Annotated in this window: 15 protein-coding genes; 5 read left to right on the forward strand and 10 right to left on the reverse strand. The window is 45.9% G+C overall.

The features are described 5' to 3' along the window. Nucleotides 1-39 precede the first annotated feature (39 nt). From dapA to AC5YBX_RS08740, 5 genes are all read left to right on the forward strand, one after another. Nucleotides 40-924, forward strand: coding sequence for a 4-hydroxy-tetrahydrodipicolinate synthase (dapA, locus tag AC5YBX_RS08720; protein WP_494519168.1), 885 nt, complete (start codon nt 40-42; stop codon nt 922-924). A 3-nt stretch (nt 925-927) separates the two neighbouring features. Then, the gene (gene bamC / locus AC5YBX_RS08725; RefSeq protein ID WP_494519167.1) at nt 928-2,043 is read left to right on the forward strand and encodes an NlpB/DapX family lipoprotein; all 1,116 of its coding nucleotides are present in this window, start codon (nt 928-930) and stop codon (nt 2,041-2,043) included. Between the two features lie 237 nt (nt 2,044-2,280). After that, nucleotides 2,281-3,366, forward strand: a complete 1,086-nt coding sequence (locus AC5YBX_RS08730) for an efflux RND transporter periplasmic adaptor subunit (RefSeq protein WP_494524762.1) — start codon at nt 2,281-2,283, stop codon at nt 3,364-3,366. Further along, nucleotides 3,363-6,461 carry an efflux RND transporter permease subunit gene (locus AC5YBX_RS08735; protein ID WP_494524763.1) on the forward strand — a complete coding sequence of 1,033 codons (3,099 nt, stop codon included), beginning with the start codon at nt 3,363-3,365 and terminating at the stop codon, nt 6,459-6,461. The genes AC5YBX_RS08730 and AC5YBX_RS08735 overlap by 4 nt, the downstream gene beginning before the upstream one ends. Nucleotides 6,462-6,612: 151 nt before the next feature. Then, the gene (locus AC5YBX_RS08740; RefSeq protein WP_494519164.1) at nt 6,613-6,930 is read left to right on the forward strand and encodes a hypothetical protein; all 318 of its coding nucleotides are present in this window, start codon (nt 6,613-6,615) and stop codon (nt 6,928-6,930) included. 94 nt (nt 6,931-7,024) lie between these two features. Here the strand turns inward: AC5YBX_RS08740 and AC5YBX_RS08745 are convergent, their stop codons facing one another. From AC5YBX_RS08745 to crr, 10 genes are all read right to left on the reverse strand, one after another. Next, nucleotides 7,025-7,255, reverse strand: a complete 231-nt coding sequence (locus AC5YBX_RS08745) for a DUF2897 family protein (RefSeq protein ID WP_494519163.1) — start codon at nt 7,253-7,255, stop codon at nt 7,025-7,027. Between the two features lie 16 nt (nt 7,256-7,271). Further along, nucleotides 7,272-8,009, reverse strand: coding sequence for an 8-amino-3,8-dideoxy-manno-octulosonate cytidylyltransferase KdsB (kdsB, locus tag AC5YBX_RS08750; protein WP_494519162.1), 738 nt, complete (start codon nt 8,007-8,009; stop codon nt 7,272-7,274). Nucleotides 8,010-8,085: 76 nt separating this feature from the next. After that, the gene (kdnB, locus tag AC5YBX_RS08755) at nt 8,086-9,156 is read right to left on the reverse strand and encodes a 3-deoxy-alpha-D-manno-octulosonate 8-oxidase KdnB (RefSeq protein WP_494524764.1); all 1,071 of its coding nucleotides are present in this window, start codon (nt 9,154-9,156) and stop codon (nt 8,086-8,088) included. Between the two features lie 86 nt (nt 9,157-9,242). Then, entirely contained in the window at nt 9,243-10,427 is a 1,185-nt protein-coding gene (kdnA, locus tag AC5YBX_RS08760) for an 8-amino-3,8-dideoxy-alpha-D-manno-octulosonate transaminase KdnA (protein WP_494524765.1), read from the reverse strand. A 204-nt stretch (nt 10,428-10,631) separates the two neighbouring features. Further along, nucleotides 10,632-11,243 (reverse strand): carbonate dehydratase, encoded by a 612-nt coding sequence (gene can / locus AC5YBX_RS08765; RefSeq protein WP_494519159.1) that lies wholly within the window; start codon nt 11,241-11,243, stop codon nt 10,632-10,634. Nucleotides 11,244-11,354: 111 nt separating this feature from the next. After that, nucleotides 11,355-12,191, reverse strand: a complete 837-nt coding sequence (locus tag AC5YBX_RS08770) for an alpha/beta fold hydrolase (RefSeq protein WP_494519158.1) — start codon at nt 12,189-12,191, stop codon at nt 11,355-11,357. 25 nt (nt 12,192-12,216) lie between these two features. Then, nucleotides 12,217-12,894 (reverse strand): M15 family metallopeptidase, encoded by a 678-nt coding sequence (locus AC5YBX_RS08775; RefSeq protein ID WP_494519157.1) that lies wholly within the window; start codon nt 12,892-12,894, stop codon nt 12,217-12,219. Then, on the reverse strand, nt 12,888-14,018 hold the full coding sequence (gene dapE, locus AC5YBX_RS08780; protein ID WP_494519156.1) for a succinyl-diaminopimelate desuccinylase: 1,131 nt from the start codon (nt 14,016-14,018) through the stop codon (nt 12,888-12,890). Before dapE ends, AC5YBX_RS08775 begins: the two co-directional genes overlap by 7 nt. Then, complete coding sequence (locus AC5YBX_RS08785) at nt 14,018-14,359, reverse strand: ArsC family reductase (protein ID WP_494519155.1); 342 nt, start codon at nt 14,357-14,359, stop codon at nt 14,018-14,020. Before AC5YBX_RS08785 ends, dapE begins: the two co-directional genes overlap by 1 nt. Before the next feature lie 268 nt (nt 14,360-14,627). Next, a complete protein-coding gene (gene crr / locus AC5YBX_RS08790; protein ID WP_494519154.1) occupies nt 14,628-15,137 on the reverse strand; it encodes a PTS glucose transporter subunit IIA in 510 nt (169 codons plus the stop codon). Nucleotides 15,138-15,193 lie beyond the last annotated feature (56 nt).

Raw genomic sequence — 15,193 nt, forward strand, 5'->3', positions numbered from 1 at the left:
TCAGTACCATAGCCAATCCTGAATCCTTGGGGAAGTCACATGATAAACGGAAGCATTGTAGCCTTAATCACACCAATGAATAGTGATGGCTCAGTCGATTATGCAAGTCTAGAAAAACTGGTCGAATACCATATAGAGCAGGGGACTGACGCTATTGTTGCGGTTGGCACCACTGGCGAATCAGCTACTTTACCCATGACTGAACACATTGAAGTGGTCAAGCACGTGGTTAAGTTTGCAGCTGGACGACTGCCGATCATCGGTGGCAATGGTGCTAATGCCACGGCCGAAGCAATAGAACTGACCAAGGCACAGGCAAACAGTGGCGTAGCCGCGATGCTTGGTGTTACGCCCTATTATAATAAGCCCACCCCCAAAGGCCTGATAGCCCACTACCGTGCGGTTGCAGCGTCCACCGACATCCCACAAATTTTATATAACGTACCAGGCCGTACTTCGGTTGATATGTTACCCGAAACAGTGGCCGAACTCGTATCCGTGCCTAATATCATCGGTGTTAAAGAAGCAACCGGCGATCTCAGCCGCGTGGCCAGATTACGGCAGTTATGTGGTAACGATTTTAAACTCTATAGTGGTGATGATCCTACGGCTCGTGAGTTCCTCGCCTTAGGTGGTGATGGTGTTATATCTGTTACTAATAACATTGTCCCTAAACAGTTTAAAGTGATGTGCGCCGCCGCCCTTAGTGGAGATATGGCCACGGCTATTGCAATAGAAGAGCAAATTAAACCTTTGTTTAGTTCACTGTTCTTGGAGGCTAATCCAATTCCTGTTAAATGGGCTGCGCACCGTATGGGCTTGATAAGCCACGGTGATATTCGTTTACCCTTAACGGAACTTTCTCCCCAGTTTCATGGTCTGTTGCTAGAAGCGATGAAAAATGCCCGAATAGAGGTTCAATAATAGATGCTAAAGCAAGTCACCCCAATTTTACTGATCGCAGCTGTTACAGCGTGTAGTTCACCTATTGATAGACGTCAGGCTAATGGTAGCGATGAGTATGTGTTATTGGAGTCTCAGCCTAAATTGGTGATACCCGAAGGGCTTAATCAACCTAAATACAGTAATGAATATGAGATCCCAGCAGTCGGCAATAAAGTCGACACTAGCCTAGTGGGCAAAAAACTGGATATTCGCCCGCCATTACAAGTGTTGCCCATGGCCGAAGGTACTCATGTTGAGGAGTCGAGTGATAGCATTAAAATCGTGGTTGAATCGATAGATAACGATATCGACTTACGAACCGAAATGCTGGATATTCTTAAAGCATATCTTAATAGCCAATCGATTGAGATGGTTAAAGAAGATGATGATGCCGGAATTATCGAAACGGATTGGATTGAACACCAAGAGTTAATCGACTCTAATTTATGGGGCGATGACGATGTTTATTTAGTTCGCCAACGTTATCGCTTTACGGTTAATGTGCGTCCCCATGGCCGTAGCGGTAATTTAGCTATCGAACTTATTGATCATGAAGAGCGTTTTGATGGTCAAACTCAAGATGTTATCCTTACGGGTGAAGATAAGCGCCGTTATACGGTCGATATGCTCAATAATACTATCGCTTACATGAGCATAAAGCGCGAGCAATTGATCAAGGCTAAACGCCTGAAACAGAGCCTAGGTATTGATGTGAGTTTAGTGAAGGCTGAGCCTTCCGCAGTCACTGAGCCTGCGGTGGCTTATTGGTTAGCTCAAGCACCTTACACTCGTACATGGGAGCGCTTACGCATTGTCTTACCAGAAATGGGGTTTGAAATTGTCGATATGGACAGTAATAAAGGGCTCTATTTTATTAGTATTAATGATGACTCTGGTTTCTGGAGTTCGTTATGGAACGATAATAAACTGCCGTTAGAACAAGGTGGCTATCGTCTTCGTATCGAACAAGATAGTGATAATGCTAACACCCGTATTTACCTTAATGACATGAATGATGAACCATTGAGTAATGATGTGATTGAAACCGTTTACGAGACCTTAGCAGAGTTAATGCGAGAAGACCGTAAAGTGCGTTAATCTTGCACTGCACAATGATAAAAAAGAGGCTAATATTGCCTCTTTTTTTATGTCTACTAATTGATTATTGGGTTAATTTTCTCGCTCATTCCAGTGTTATTGATCCCATTGTAATGCCTTGTCGTACTGTATCTGAGTATCTTACGTATTAAGTTTGTAACCAAAAGTAAAACCCCTTGATGCGTATTGAATCCTAGGTAAACTACCGTTAACAAAATGATGCCATTCGGAAGATTGATGAAAAAAACTATAATATTCTTAATCATATTAGCGGCAATCGCTGGCGCCTATTATTATCAAACCCAGTCTACAGACCAGGTCAGAGTAAAAGCTAGGCCTATACCCAATGTCGTTATTGCCAAGGTAGCAATGCAGCCAATCCGAGATGAGGTTGAAGCATTAGGCACAGGCAAAGCAAATGAATCGATAACCGTGACACCTAAAGTGACCGACATGATCACCGAGATTAACTTTGACGACGGTGACATTGTTGAAAAGGGCCGTCTATTGGTGCGTTTGCAAGACCGAGAGCAGATGGCCAGTGTTACAGTGGCGCAGGTTAAGATGAACGATCACAAAAGGGAGTTGGCACGGATTAGCTCACTGGTGACTAGCCAATCGGTTGCCGCACTTGAGCGGGATCGACTGCAAACCTTAATCGACACCGCTAAGGCCCAATTAGAGCAAGCGGAATCGGCGTTAAAAGATAGACGCATACTGGCGCCATTCTCAGGTCGCTTGGGTTTACGCCAAGTCAGTGAAGGCAGTTTGGTCACTCCCGGCACAGTGATCACCACCCTAGATGATATCTCCACCATTAAACTGGATTTTTCGGTGCCCGAGCGTTTCTTACAGTCACTTAAAGTGGGTAAGACGGTGGAAACCAGTGCGGTTGCCTATGATGGCGAAATGTTTAGCGGTAAAGTGGTCTCCATCGATAGCCGAGTCAATCCCACCACCCGCGCGGTCGTCGTGCGCGCCGAGTTGCCTAATCAAGATTTACGTTTACTACCTGGGATGCTGATGAAGGTAAAACTTATCAAGCAAAACCGCGAAGCGTTAATCATACCCGAAGCGGCGATTATCCCGATCCAACGCGATCAATTTGTCTATCTCGTGAATGAGGACGATGTGATAGAGCAACGCCAAGTTAAAATAGGTATTCGTAAACGTGGCTGGGTAGAGGTTATTGATGGCTTAAAAGTGGGTGATCAGGTTGTGACCCGCGGCATTTTAAAAGTCCGTCCCGGTGATGCAGTTAAAGTGCAGATGAGCGAAAACTTTAGTTTTCTTCAGCAGGCTAAGGTGGAGCCCTTAGTATGATCTTAACGGATTTGTCAGTAAAACGACCGGTCTTTGCTTCCGTTATTAGCATCTTGTTGATTGTCTTCGGTTTGGTAGCGTTTGAGAAACTGCCGCTGCGTGAATACCCTAATATTGATCCCCCTATCGTGTCGGTCCAAACTAACTATCGCGGTGCAAGCGCCGCAGTGGTTGAAAGTCGCATCACCCAGTTGGTCGAAGATCGTATTAGTGGTGTCGAGGGGATCCGCAACATAAATTCATCGAGCCGGGATGGACGCTCGTCTGTGACCTTAGAGTTTGACGTTGGTCGAGACATAGAGGCGGCTGCGAACGATGTGAGAGACCGCATCTCAGGATTACTTAATAATCTACCCGAGGAAGCCGATCCGCCAGAGGTGCAAAAAGCCAATGGCGGCGATGAAGTGATCATGTGGCTTAACTTGGTCTCAGATCAGATGAATACCCTACAACTGACCGACTATGCGCGGCGTTATCTAGTCGATCGATTCTCGGTTATTGATGGCGTGGCCAATATCCGTATCGGTGGCGGTAAGGTGTATGCCATGCGGGTGTGGATCGATCGGCAAGCCTTAGCGGCACGTAAGCTGACGGTGGCGGATATTGAACGAGTGCTACGCTCAGAAAACGTTGAGTTACCCGCAGGCTCGGTCGAATCTCAAGATCGTCATTTTACTGTGCGTTTGGAGCGCAGCTTTAAAAATGCTACCGATTTTGCCAATTTAGTCTTGGCTGAAGGCGATGATGGTTATCTGATTAAGTTAGGTGATGTTGCCCGAGTGGAAGTGGGATCAGAAGAGGAACGCATCACTTTTAGAGGCAACAAAGAGTCGATGATAGGTCTTGGTGTGTCTAAACAATCGACCGCCAACACCTTAGATGTGGCGCGAGCGGCTAATGCATTAGTCGATAAGATTAACCCCACCTTACCCGCGGGGATGGAAATTAAGCGTTCATACGACAGCTCGGTATTTATCGAAGCCTCGGTTGAAGAGGTGTATCGCACCTTATTTATTGCCATGTTTTTAGTCATAGTGGTGATCTACCTGTTTTTAGGCAGTGTGCGCGCCATGTTAATTCCGGCCTTGACCGTACCTGTATCGCTAATGGCCACGTTTATCGTGCTTTACGCCTTAGGTTACACCATTAACTTGTTAACTCTACTGGCGATGATTTTAGCCATTGGTATGGTGGTTGATGATGCTATCGTGGTCCTAGAGAATATTCATCGACGCATTGAACAAGGTGACTCTCCGTTAAAAGCCGCTTATTTAGGCTCACGGGAGGTGGCATTTGCCGTAGTCGCGACGACGCTAGTGTTAGTTGCTGTCTTTATGCCAATCACTTTCCTAGAAGGTGATTTAGGTAAGTTGTTTAAAGAGTTTGCAGTTGCCATGAGTTCTGCAGTGGTGTTCTCAAGTATTGTGGCGTTAACCTTAAGTCCGATGATGTGCTCTAAGTTACTCAAACCTGCAGAGCAAGACTCTTGGTTGGTCAAAAAAATAGATGCTGGGATGGCACGTTTAACTCATTTTTATCGAGTTACTCTGACCAAGGCGATGCAGCATCCTTTTGTAGTGTCGTCTCTGGTAATTATTGCACTTGCTAGCAGCGGTTGGTTAATGACTCAGGTTCCACAAGAATTTGCTCCTCGTGAAGATCGTGGTTCTATGTTCTTAATCGTTAACGGGCCTCAAGGTGCTAGCTTTGAATATATCACCCCCTATATGGATGAGATTGAGTCAAGGCTGATGCCTTTGGTTGAGAGCGGAGATATTAAGCGTTTGCTTATCAGGGCGCCGCGCAGTTTCGGTCGCAGTGCCGATTTCTCTAACGGAATGGCGATTATCGTATTAGAAGATTGGTCACAGCGACGTAGCGCCTTTGAGATCATCGGTGATGTACGTGCACGGCTAGCCGATCTTGCCGGGGTACGTGCTTTTCCGGTTATGCGACAAGCGTTTGGGCGCGGGGTGGGTAAACCTGTGCAGTTTGTCTTAGGTGGTCCTAGCTATGAAGAGATCGCTAAATGGCGAGACATCATTTTGGAAAAAGCCAAAGATAATCCTAACCTTATTGGCCTAGATCACGACTATCAAGAAACCAAGCCGCAGCTGCGAGTGGTCATCGATAAAGATCGCGCCGCAGCCCTAGGGGTATCTATTTCACATATAGGTCGAACATTGGAGTCGATGTTAGGCTCAAGACTCGTGACGACCTTCATGCAGGGCGGTGAAGAGTATGATGTGATCATTGAAGGGGAGCGAGATAATCAAAACACCGCTCATGATTTAACTAACATCTATGTTCGCTCCGACCGCACCAAGGCTCTGATCCCGCTAGCCAACTTAGTGTCGGTGGAGGAGTTTGCCGATGCAAGCCAGCTTAACCGCTACAACCGTATGCGCTCAATTACCATTGAGGCGAATTTAGCCGATGGCTACAGTTTAGGTGAGGCGTTAGATTACCTTAACGAGATGGCTTACACCTATCTACCCGCTGAGGCGATCATTAGCTATAAAGGGCAATCGTTGGATTATCAAGAGTCGGGGAGCTCAATGTATTTTGTCTTCCTTCTGGCCCTTGGGATTGTCTTTTTAGTTCTGGCTGCGCAATTTGAAAGCTATGTGCATCCGATAGTGATCATGCTGACAGTACCGCTTGCCACCTTAGGCGCACTGATAGGGTTATGGCTGACGGGACAAAGTCTCAATATTTACAGCCAGATTGGCATTATCATGCTAGTTGGCTTAGCGGCTAAAAATGGTATTTTGATTGTTGAATTTACTAACCAGCTACGTGACAAAGGTATGGCGTTTCAACAGGCTATTGTGCAAGCATCAAGCCAGCGTTTACGCCCCATTTTGATGACGGGGATCACCACTGCGGCAGGGGCTATTCCCTTAGTCATGGCGCAAGGGGCAGGCGCTGAAACACGTTTTGTGATTGGGGTTGTAGTGTTGTCAGGCATTGTGCTGGCGACCATCTTTACCTTGCTTGTGATCCCCGTGGCCTATTCATTGTTAGCACAAAATACCGGCTCGCCAGAAGCAATTAGCCGGCAGTTAGCGCAAGAGTTGCAAGATCCTCATTAAGTTGTAGCTATTAATTAAAGAGCCAACCTTGCTAGGTTGGCTTTTTTTATCTATACGTTTTGCTAATTAACAGCGTAAATAATGTTTTGTATAATGAGACCAAGGACTTTTTATCGCCTAAGGCGATGCAATCAAGGAGCATGTTGAGATAATGGAATCCATCATTAATATGGCAGAGGCAAACATTCAGTCATCGATAGTGGCAGCTCAAAAGGGGGTGGTTCGCTGTGATGGTCGACTGACCAAAACACGGCATTACCTGCAGTTTGAACCTTTTAATAGGTCTGCTACCATTGGACCTTATCTATTACCATTAATTGATATTGTTAATGTTGATACCTGTTGGGGCAAAGGGGCGGGGATTTTACCTATTACACCTGATGGTATCGAAATCACCTTAAAAGATGGCAGCCAATATCAATTTATAGTCGGTGAACCACAACTGTGGATCGCACGATTATTAGGCTAGAGATGGGAGAAAAGGCTTACCCAATGAGTAAGCCTTTTGTAACACAATGCTAAAGGTAGACCAGCATAGTTGCGATTAGCGATTGAGCTTGGCTTTAACGCTTAGGTGTGACGTCATTGTCGCTATGATCATCTTGATTTTGTGCTGTCGTTTGAGATGAGTCATCTTCGTCCCGTTGTTTACGCTTCTCAGATGTAGTTTTTTGAGCATGATCTTTGCCAAATTGAGTCATTTTAAATTTAGCACTGTATTTAAGCACCGCAAGATTGCTGACGATTACAGCGATAACTAAGATGATGATTAACCAAACTTCCAGATTCGACATGACCCACCTCTTGTTGTTAGTCGACCGCTAAACGCGCTTCGCAGATGCGAATATCTTCAGGGGTGTCAACTTCTGGTGAATCAAATGCACTGATCGCCACTTTGATTTTATAACCGTATTCTAAGGCACGTAGTTGTTCTAATTTCTCTAAATTTTCTAGGCGGCCTAAAGGCAGCTTAGCAAACGTCGAGATGAAGGCACGAGTGTAACCGTAAATGCCTAAATGTTTATAGGCTGGATAGTCGTTGGTATCACGGCCAAAAGGGATACGAGCACGGGAGAAATACAAGGCATTATAATCGTTATCAAACACCATTTTAACGTGCATAGGATCGTTTAACTCACTCTCATTAGTGATTTCAACACCTAAGGTTGCCATATCAAATTCACCTGGGTGGCGCTCAAATAAACTGACGATCTGCTCAATGGTGATGGGATCGATAAGCGGTTGATCACCTTGTAGGTTAATCACTAAGTCATCGTCTTTTAACCCCAGTTGAGTGATGGCATCTTCAATCCGGTCAGTGCCCGATGCGGCATTCTCATCTGTCATAACAACTTGACCACCAAAGGATTCTACCGCCGCTTTAATGCGTTCATCGTCAGTGGCCACATAAATCGCGGTGATGCCTTTTGCCAATGCGGCACGCTCGTATACGTGCTGGATCATTGGTTTACCGTTAATCGGAGCTAGCGGTTTGCCGGGGAAACGACTAGAACCATAGCGCGCAGGGATTAACAGAGTTACATTCATTATAGGTACCTATTTTTGCAAGTAAGTGGCCTCAAGATAAAAGGCTCATATAGAGCCTAATTCGTGAGGCCGGAGGTTAGATACGACGGAACAGCTTAGTAAGCATCTCGTCGGTGACTTTTTCTTCCCATCCGCTACCGTAAACATTATCCCATAATGGAGCCATGCTCTTAGTAACAGCGACCATCTTAGCGATGGTTTCATCAGGAAGATCTTTACAGATATTTTTGGGGAGCACGATATTGTGCTTTTTCATCATATGGCGAAATTCCGCTACGCCTTCAGGATAAAACTCTTCAAGTACGTCAAAAGCCAAGCAGTTACCTATTCCATGGTGGTAGCCTAATACATAGCCTAGACCATAAGAAACAGCATGGCATGCGCCGACTTGGCTATATGCGATACTCATCCCACCCATATATGACGCCATCATAAGTTTGTCATCTTTTTCTGGGTGATCGCCTAAGAAAACCTCGCGGCAAAGATCCATCGACTTTTCAGCAAAGGCTCGGGCAAATTCGTTGAGGTAAGTGCCTTGTAGTGACTCAATGCAGTGGATATAACAATCCATCCCAGTGTAAAACCACTGTTCTGTGGGTACGCCTTCGATGAGCTCAGAATCCATGATGATTTGATCAAATACGGTGTAGTCTGAATTTAAGCCTAATTTTCGCACCGGCCCACATAATACCGCAGTACGCGATGCTTCTGCGCCTGTACCCGATACGGTTGGAATACCTACATGATGCACCGCTGGGTGGTTAATCAGATCCCAACCTTGATACATAGCAGAGCCCCCTGGATTGGTTAACATCAAAGAGACAGCTTTAGCCAAATCCATGGTAGAACCGCCGCCTAAACCCACCACACTGACTGGGAGCTTCGTATTAAACTTTTGAACTTGTTCAGTTAATGCGTCAACTTGTGCCGTTGTTGGTTCATCATCAACATTGACATAAATGGTTAAATCTTGTGCTTTTGCCGGGACGCGTGTCGCTAAGGGTTTATGTTGATGAACATCATCGACCAGAAACACGACAAAGTCATCGGCTTGCTGGCGCTCCGCACCAACTACCTTATCAAGCTCAGCGAATGAGCCTCGACCAAAGATCATCTTAGGAACACACTTAAAATTTTTAAAACTCATTACCACATTCTCCTTTGGGATTAGTACTGTAAGAGCTGGCTTCGCAGTTGGTATAGGGTTACTGCGCGGCGGGCATAATAGGTGTTTTAAGCAAAAGCACGCTTAATGTTTTCGATGCGTTGCTTGATCTCATCCTCTGTCCAAGAGAGTTTGATCAGCATCGAGATAGTACGACTCATGATGGCATCAGATTTTGGAACTGCAACCTGAGTGTAATCAGGTTTATCTTTTATGAGAGTGATAGGCAAGGCCGCTGGTGATTTAAGCTCTTGAATATGTTTCCAATTACGTAAGTAATGCCAGTTATTGACATACCAGTAGAAGCAGCCGTCAACCCCATTTTCTGCTAGCTTTTTATTGATCTCAATCGTGCGGGCTTCGGTGGGCATCATAAAGGTTAAGAAGCCAGCTGAGTCGCCTTCGGGGTCGGGAATTTCCCGAAATGAGACTTCTGGTAATTCAGCCATGGCCTCTTTTAGCCATTTTTTATGCTTACGCTGGATCTCAATAATCTTGTCAAGTTTACGCAGCTGCGCCAGCCCCATTGCTGAGTTCATTTCTGAAATGCGAAAATTTAGCCCCATAATAGGGTGGCCTTCGGCACCGCGATCATTACCCACATGATCATGACCATGATCTGAGAACATATGAGCATGATTATAAATGGTGTCATTATTGGTGATCACCGCACCGCCTTCACCGCAAGTGATGGTTTTAACAGAGTCAAACGAGTAACAACCAACATCACCAATGGTGCCTAGTGCTTGACCTTTATAACTGCCGCCAATGGCTTGGCAAGCATCTTCTAAAATCACTAAGTTGTGTTTCTCGCAGATGGCTTTAATGTCGTCCATCTTCGCCATAGAACCGCACATATGCACTAAATTAATTGCCTTGGTGCGTGGAGTAATCACCGCTTCAATCCCTGCTGGCGATAGGCAGAGCGTTTCATCAATTTCAGCAAAAACCGGCACGGCCCCTGCCATGAATACCGCTTCTACTGATGCCACAAAGGTAAATGGCGGTACAATGACCTCATCGCCGGCGCCAATTCCCGCTGCGGCCATAGCCGTTTGCAGCGCTGCGGTACCGCTTGAGACTAAGTGAGCATGTTTTACATTCATTTTTTCGCAAAGCAAGGTTTCCATCTCACGCGTTTTCCAGCGGTCATTACGCATGTGATCGAAGTTATATCGAAAGGTAAATCCGTTTTCCATTACATCTGCAACTTCTTGCTTCTCTTCAGGACCAAATAGTTCAAAACCAGGCATTGAAAGTTTCCTTAGCGTTCGCTGCGCGCACTGCGCGAAAAAAGATACTCGATTATAACTGGGATAGGAGGGGAACTGCGATGTTTATTAAGCAATATTTATCTGAAATAGCTATTTTTTAGCACAACTTTAAGGCTGAATATAAAAAGCGCACTATGTGTAAATCGTGCGCTGACTTATTTTACTAGCTCATCAAACGTAAGCTTAACGTCGATTAAAGATATCTCTATCAACGGTGACATCGAGATCGGTCAGTAAGCCATTTTCGACACCGTAAATCCAGCCGTGTACAGCCACATTGTGGCCACTCTCCCAAGCATCTTGCACTATGTTTGTGCTGACCACATTGCCTACCTGTTCAATGACATTGAGCTCACATAAACGATCGAAGCGGGTCTTTTCATCAAGCTGAGCGAGCTCGCTGTCGTGCAGTCGGTAAATATCACGAATGTGGCCTAACCAGTTGTCGATCAGCCCTAAGCGTTGTTTGCCCATCGACGCTTTAATGCCGCCGCAGCCATAGTGGCCTACCACCATAATGTGTTTTACTTTGAGCACTTCTACCGCGTATTGCAGTACAGACAAACAGTTTAAATCTGTATGGATAACCATATTGGCGATATTTCGATGTACAAACACTTCACCGGGCATCAAGTCGATTATCTGGTTAGAGGGGACTCGACTGTCGGAGCAGCCGATCCACAGATATTCTGGGTTCTGCTGTTGTGCCAGTTGCTGAAAAAAATCAGGATTCTCTTCGAGAATTCGGCCCGCCCAGCGGCGATTGTTGTCAAACAGGGGTTTAAGTAGTTTCATTTTATAACTATCGTGTCTTTCTAAAGGTTTTTCGCTGGGGATCTTAGCACCGAATATTAGCTTGGCTGGTCTATTCAGTGCAAAATACAGTAAATACTTTTATATCAGTGCTTAGCCTTTTATGTGCTGAGTATGAAATGCTAACAGATGTTGATTGACTAGCTCAGCTTGTTCAAGGTTGGCCATGTGGCCCGCTTGCGGCAGGTGAATATAATGGCTGCCATCAATGGCATCGTGCATCAGGTAACCTTCGAGTATGGGGTGCAGTCTGTCATCAGTACCTGTCATGATAAGACAAGGTAAGGTTAATTGCTCAATATCTTCCATGATATCGCGCCTACCATGAAGGATGCGGCCTAAGCGGTATAGCGAGTCGATACGCTCAGGTGCAATGGTGCTTAGCTGTTGTTTGAAAGCCTCAATTAACCGCGGATTATCTTGCTGCGCAACAGCGCTAAAGTAACGTGTTGCAAGCTGGTCGATATTGTCACTAGAGATGGATTTAGCCAGATTTATCTCATCGAGCATGGCGTAATAGTTAGCGCGGCTTACTTCGGGTTCAAAACCGAGAAAACAGCCCAGCAACACCAGGCTGTTCACCCGAGCGGGGGCGAGTAAGGTGAGTTCCGCTCCCCACATGCCACCAATACCATGACCAATAATGGCAAAGGTGTCGATATTGAGTCTGTCGAGCAAGCTCAAATGGTGCTCGGCGAGCTGTTTAAGTGAGCGGCAAGAGGCTGGCAGGTTATCAGACTGACCATGTCCCCACAGATCTGGCACGATACAGCGGTAATCTTGACTGAGTGTGGTCAGTTGCGCCTGCCATGTTGTGCTGTCACATAGATAGCTGTGACCAAATAACAATACCGGACCTTGGCCTATATCAAGGTAGTGCATGGTATGACCGTCAATAAGCTGGGTGTGTTGTGTTGGATGTTGGTTCATGGTGGCTCAATATAAAGTATAAAGGTTAGCCCACAGGAGAGGGGGCAACATGAAACACATAGTGGCTGACTAAGTGTTCGAGTCTAGCTAATATCGTGCTTTTTAATGCTATAGGTTGCTGCGACAAGATAGCTGCTAAGGTGCGAATATCGAACGCAGCTAGATTATCGTTAGCTTTAGGATAATAACTCAAATGCCATGGCTCAGGGCTGACGCCGCTTAAGCCCGCTTGAAAGGGGAAATAAAACCCAAAATCGCCACTGTAACGGGTGAGCCAAGTGTGCAGCGCATGGCAGGGGCCATGGGCTTGATATTCGCTGGGCACAAGTTGCAACTGCATACGCGCTATTTGATGAGCATCAAATACGTCAATATCAGTCCCCCAGTGGTGGCGTGATGTACCAGGCAGCGCTGACCAATGTAGGATGGCATCAATTAATTGATCCTCGCTCAGCTGACCGATATCGATAGGCTGTGATTGCGCATCGAGTACCGTACGTTGTCCCTTAGCTTTGGCGTTCCATATGGTGAGTTGCCGTGCAAAATCGCGATAAGCGGAGCCAATTTGCAGTGCAATATTGTCTTTGGCAGCCGCGGCTTGCATCAAAGCAAATTGATGAGCAGTATCACTTTGTAATTTATGGCCTTGATAATCAATAAGCAGATTATTTTCAAGGCCATAAAGGTGGCCAGTGCTCAGCACAATAGCTTTTCCAGTATGCGCTGGTATATCAAGGCCAGCTGTTCAATATCGGCGACTTTAACGCATTCATTCACCTTGTGGATGGTCGCATTTACCGGGCCGACTTCAATGACTTGGGCACCTGTAGGCGCAATAAAACGGCCATCAGAGGTGCCACCGGAAGTTTGCGGATCGGTATCGAGAGTGGTGTGCTCTTTAATGGCTTCTTTGGTCGCTTGCAGGAGTGGTCCATCTTCGGTTAAAAATGGCAAGCCGTTGTAGATCCAACTGATATCATAATCTAAGCCGTGTGCATCGAGTATGTTAAGCACACGCTGGATCAATATCTCGGCGGTCACCTCGGTCGAGTAACGGAAATTAAACATCACCTCAAGGGTACCTGGGATCACATTCGATGCGCCCGTGCCGCCATTAATATTGGCGATTTGGAAACTGGTTGGCGGAAAAAAGTCATTGCCTTTATCCCAAGTCATGCGCGCCAATTCATCCAGTGCGGGCGCGGCCTTATGAATCGGGTTATCGGCTAGATGAGGGTAGGCGACATGGCCTTGAATCCCTTTGACCGTCAAGTTACCTGTGAGGCTACCACGGCGACCATTTTTGACTATGTCACCTAACTTATGGGTCGATGAGGGTTCACCTACCAATGACCAAGTGATTTTCTCGTTGCGCGCTTCGAGTGTGTCAATCACGCGTGGCGTACCATTAATAAATGGACCTTCCTCATCACTGGTGATCAAAAAGGCGATTGAGCCATGATGGTTGGGGTGTTGCTCAACAAAGCGTTCGGTGGCGACCACCATGGCGGCGAGCGACCCTTTCATGTCAGCTGCGCCGCGTCCATGCAGATAACCGTCAATCACCACAGGGTCAAAAGGGGGCGTATGCCAGCGATTGAGATCGCCAACAGGAACCACATCAGTGTGACCCGCAAAACAAAACAATGGGCCATCATTACCGCGTCTGGCCCACATATTGGTGGTGTCTTCAAACACCATTGACTCAATATTAAAACCTTTCGCGGCTAGGCGGTCCGCCATAACCTGCTGACATCCTTCGTCGAGTGGGGTGATAGACGCACGGCTAATCAGATCTTGTGCCAGCGTTAAGACATCTTGAGTCATTAGCTAAAGATCTCCTGGTATTGCTCGGCTTTAAAGCCAACCCATACCTTACCTTGAATGACTAATACCGGACGCTTAATCAAAGTCGGGTGTGCGAGCATCAATTCAATCGCTTTGTTTTTGTCTATGGCGGTCTTATCGTCATCACTCAGATTTCTAAAACTGGTGCTACGTTTGTTAAATAACGTCTCCCAATTTAGAGCATCGACCCAAGCTTCTAAATCATCTCGATTTAAACCATCCTCACGAAAATCATGAAAAGCAACTGCTTGTTGATGTTGTTCTAACCACTTACGGGCTTTCTTAACGGTATCGCAATTTTTAATGCCATAAAGGATCAAAATGGGTCTCCTTGCTATTTGAGTTGCTTTATCACTGGGCTATGAATCATCATTGTGTCATTGTGTGTAGTTCGGCTCAAGCGTTACGATAGGCGGTAACAATAAATGATATAAAATCAGTCGATTTGCGTGAAGGCTGTAAGATTATTGCATCATTTGGCCGCAATGATATGTTGGTTATATTAAGAGGAAAGGGCTGTTTTAACAAAGGTATCTGTAATTGTTAAGCGGTAAACCCTAAAGCGGGCTTTAGGGTTAAGGGAGATGCTCACAACTGCACTGAAAAGATTATGTCTTTACCTGCCTCGATAGAACCTTGATGCTTATCAATACGCTTAATATCTTCCATATTGGCCAACACCACAGGAGTCAACAGACTTTCTACATGGGTTTTCAGATAATCGAGATCAAACTCCAATATAGGATCGCCCATCTTCACTTGCTGGCCTTCTTCGGCTAAGCGCTTAAACCCATTACCGCGTAATTCAACTGTGCCGACACCAAAATGCACAAATAACTCTAGGCCATGAGGCGACTCAATGCTAAAGGCGTGATTTGTTTCAAATATTTTCCCGATAGTTCCATCGATTGGGGCTAATATTTGCTTGCCCTTTGGGGCGATAGCTATGCCATCGCCGACTATTTTTTCGGCAAACACCACATCGGGTACTTTCTCTATCGCCACAATTTCACCCGAAACGGGGGCGAATACATCTATGCCACCACTGACAGGCGGCTGGCCAGACACTAAACGCCGAATTCGACTTAAAAATCCCATTAATTTTCCCCTATGCTGATGCACAGCTGAACGGTGAATATGTTTTCGATAGCATA

Source organism: Shewanella sp. 492 (assembly GCF_059338445.1).

Coding starts and splice junctions, on each gene's coding strand:
- AC5YBX_RS08745 (WP_494519163.1), bottom strand. CDS start 7,255: ATGTCGAATCTGGAAGTTTGGTTAATCATCATCTTAGTTATCGCTGTA.
- AC5YBX_RS08770 (WP_494519158.1), bottom strand. CDS start 12,191: ATGAACCAACATCCAACACAACACACCCAGCTTATTGACGGTCATACC.
- crr (WP_494519154.1), bottom strand. CDS start 15,137: ATGGGATTTTTAAGTCGAATTCGGCGTTTAGTGTCTGGCCAGCCGCCT.
- dapE (WP_494519156.1), bottom strand. CDS start 14,018: ATGACTCAAGATGTCTTAACGCTGGCACAAGATCTGATTAGCCGTGCG.
- can (WP_494519159.1), bottom strand. CDS start 11,243: ATGAAACTACTTAAACCCCTGTTTGACAACAATCGCCGCTGGGCGGGC.
- kdnB (WP_494524764.1), bottom strand. CDS start 9,156: ATGAGTTTTAAAAATTTTAAGTGTGTTCCTAAGATGATCTTTGGTCGA.
- bamC (WP_494519167.1), top strand. CDS start 928: ATGCTAAAGCAAGTCACCCCAATTTTACTGATCGCAGCTGTTACAGCG.
- dapA (WP_494519168.1), top strand. CDS start 40: ATGATAAACGGAAGCATTGTAGCCTTAATCACACCAATGAATAGTGAT.
- AC5YBX_RS08730 (WP_494524762.1), top strand. CDS start 2,281: ATGAAAAAAACTATAATATTCTTAATCATATTAGCGGCAATCGCTGGC.
- AC5YBX_RS08740 (WP_494519164.1), top strand. CDS start 6,613: ATGGAATCCATCATTAATATGGCAGAGGCAAACATTCAGTCATCGATA.
- AC5YBX_RS08735 (WP_494524763.1), top strand. CDS start 3,363: ATGATCTTAACGGATTTGTCAGTAAAACGACCGGTCTTTGCTTCCGTT.
- kdsB (WP_494519162.1), bottom strand. CDS start 8,009: ATGAATGTAACTCTGTTAATCCCTGCGCGCTATGGTTCTAGTCGTTTC.
- kdnA (WP_494524765.1), bottom strand. CDS start 10,427: ATGCCTGGTTTTGAACTATTTGGTCCTGAAGAGAAGCAAGAAGTTGCA.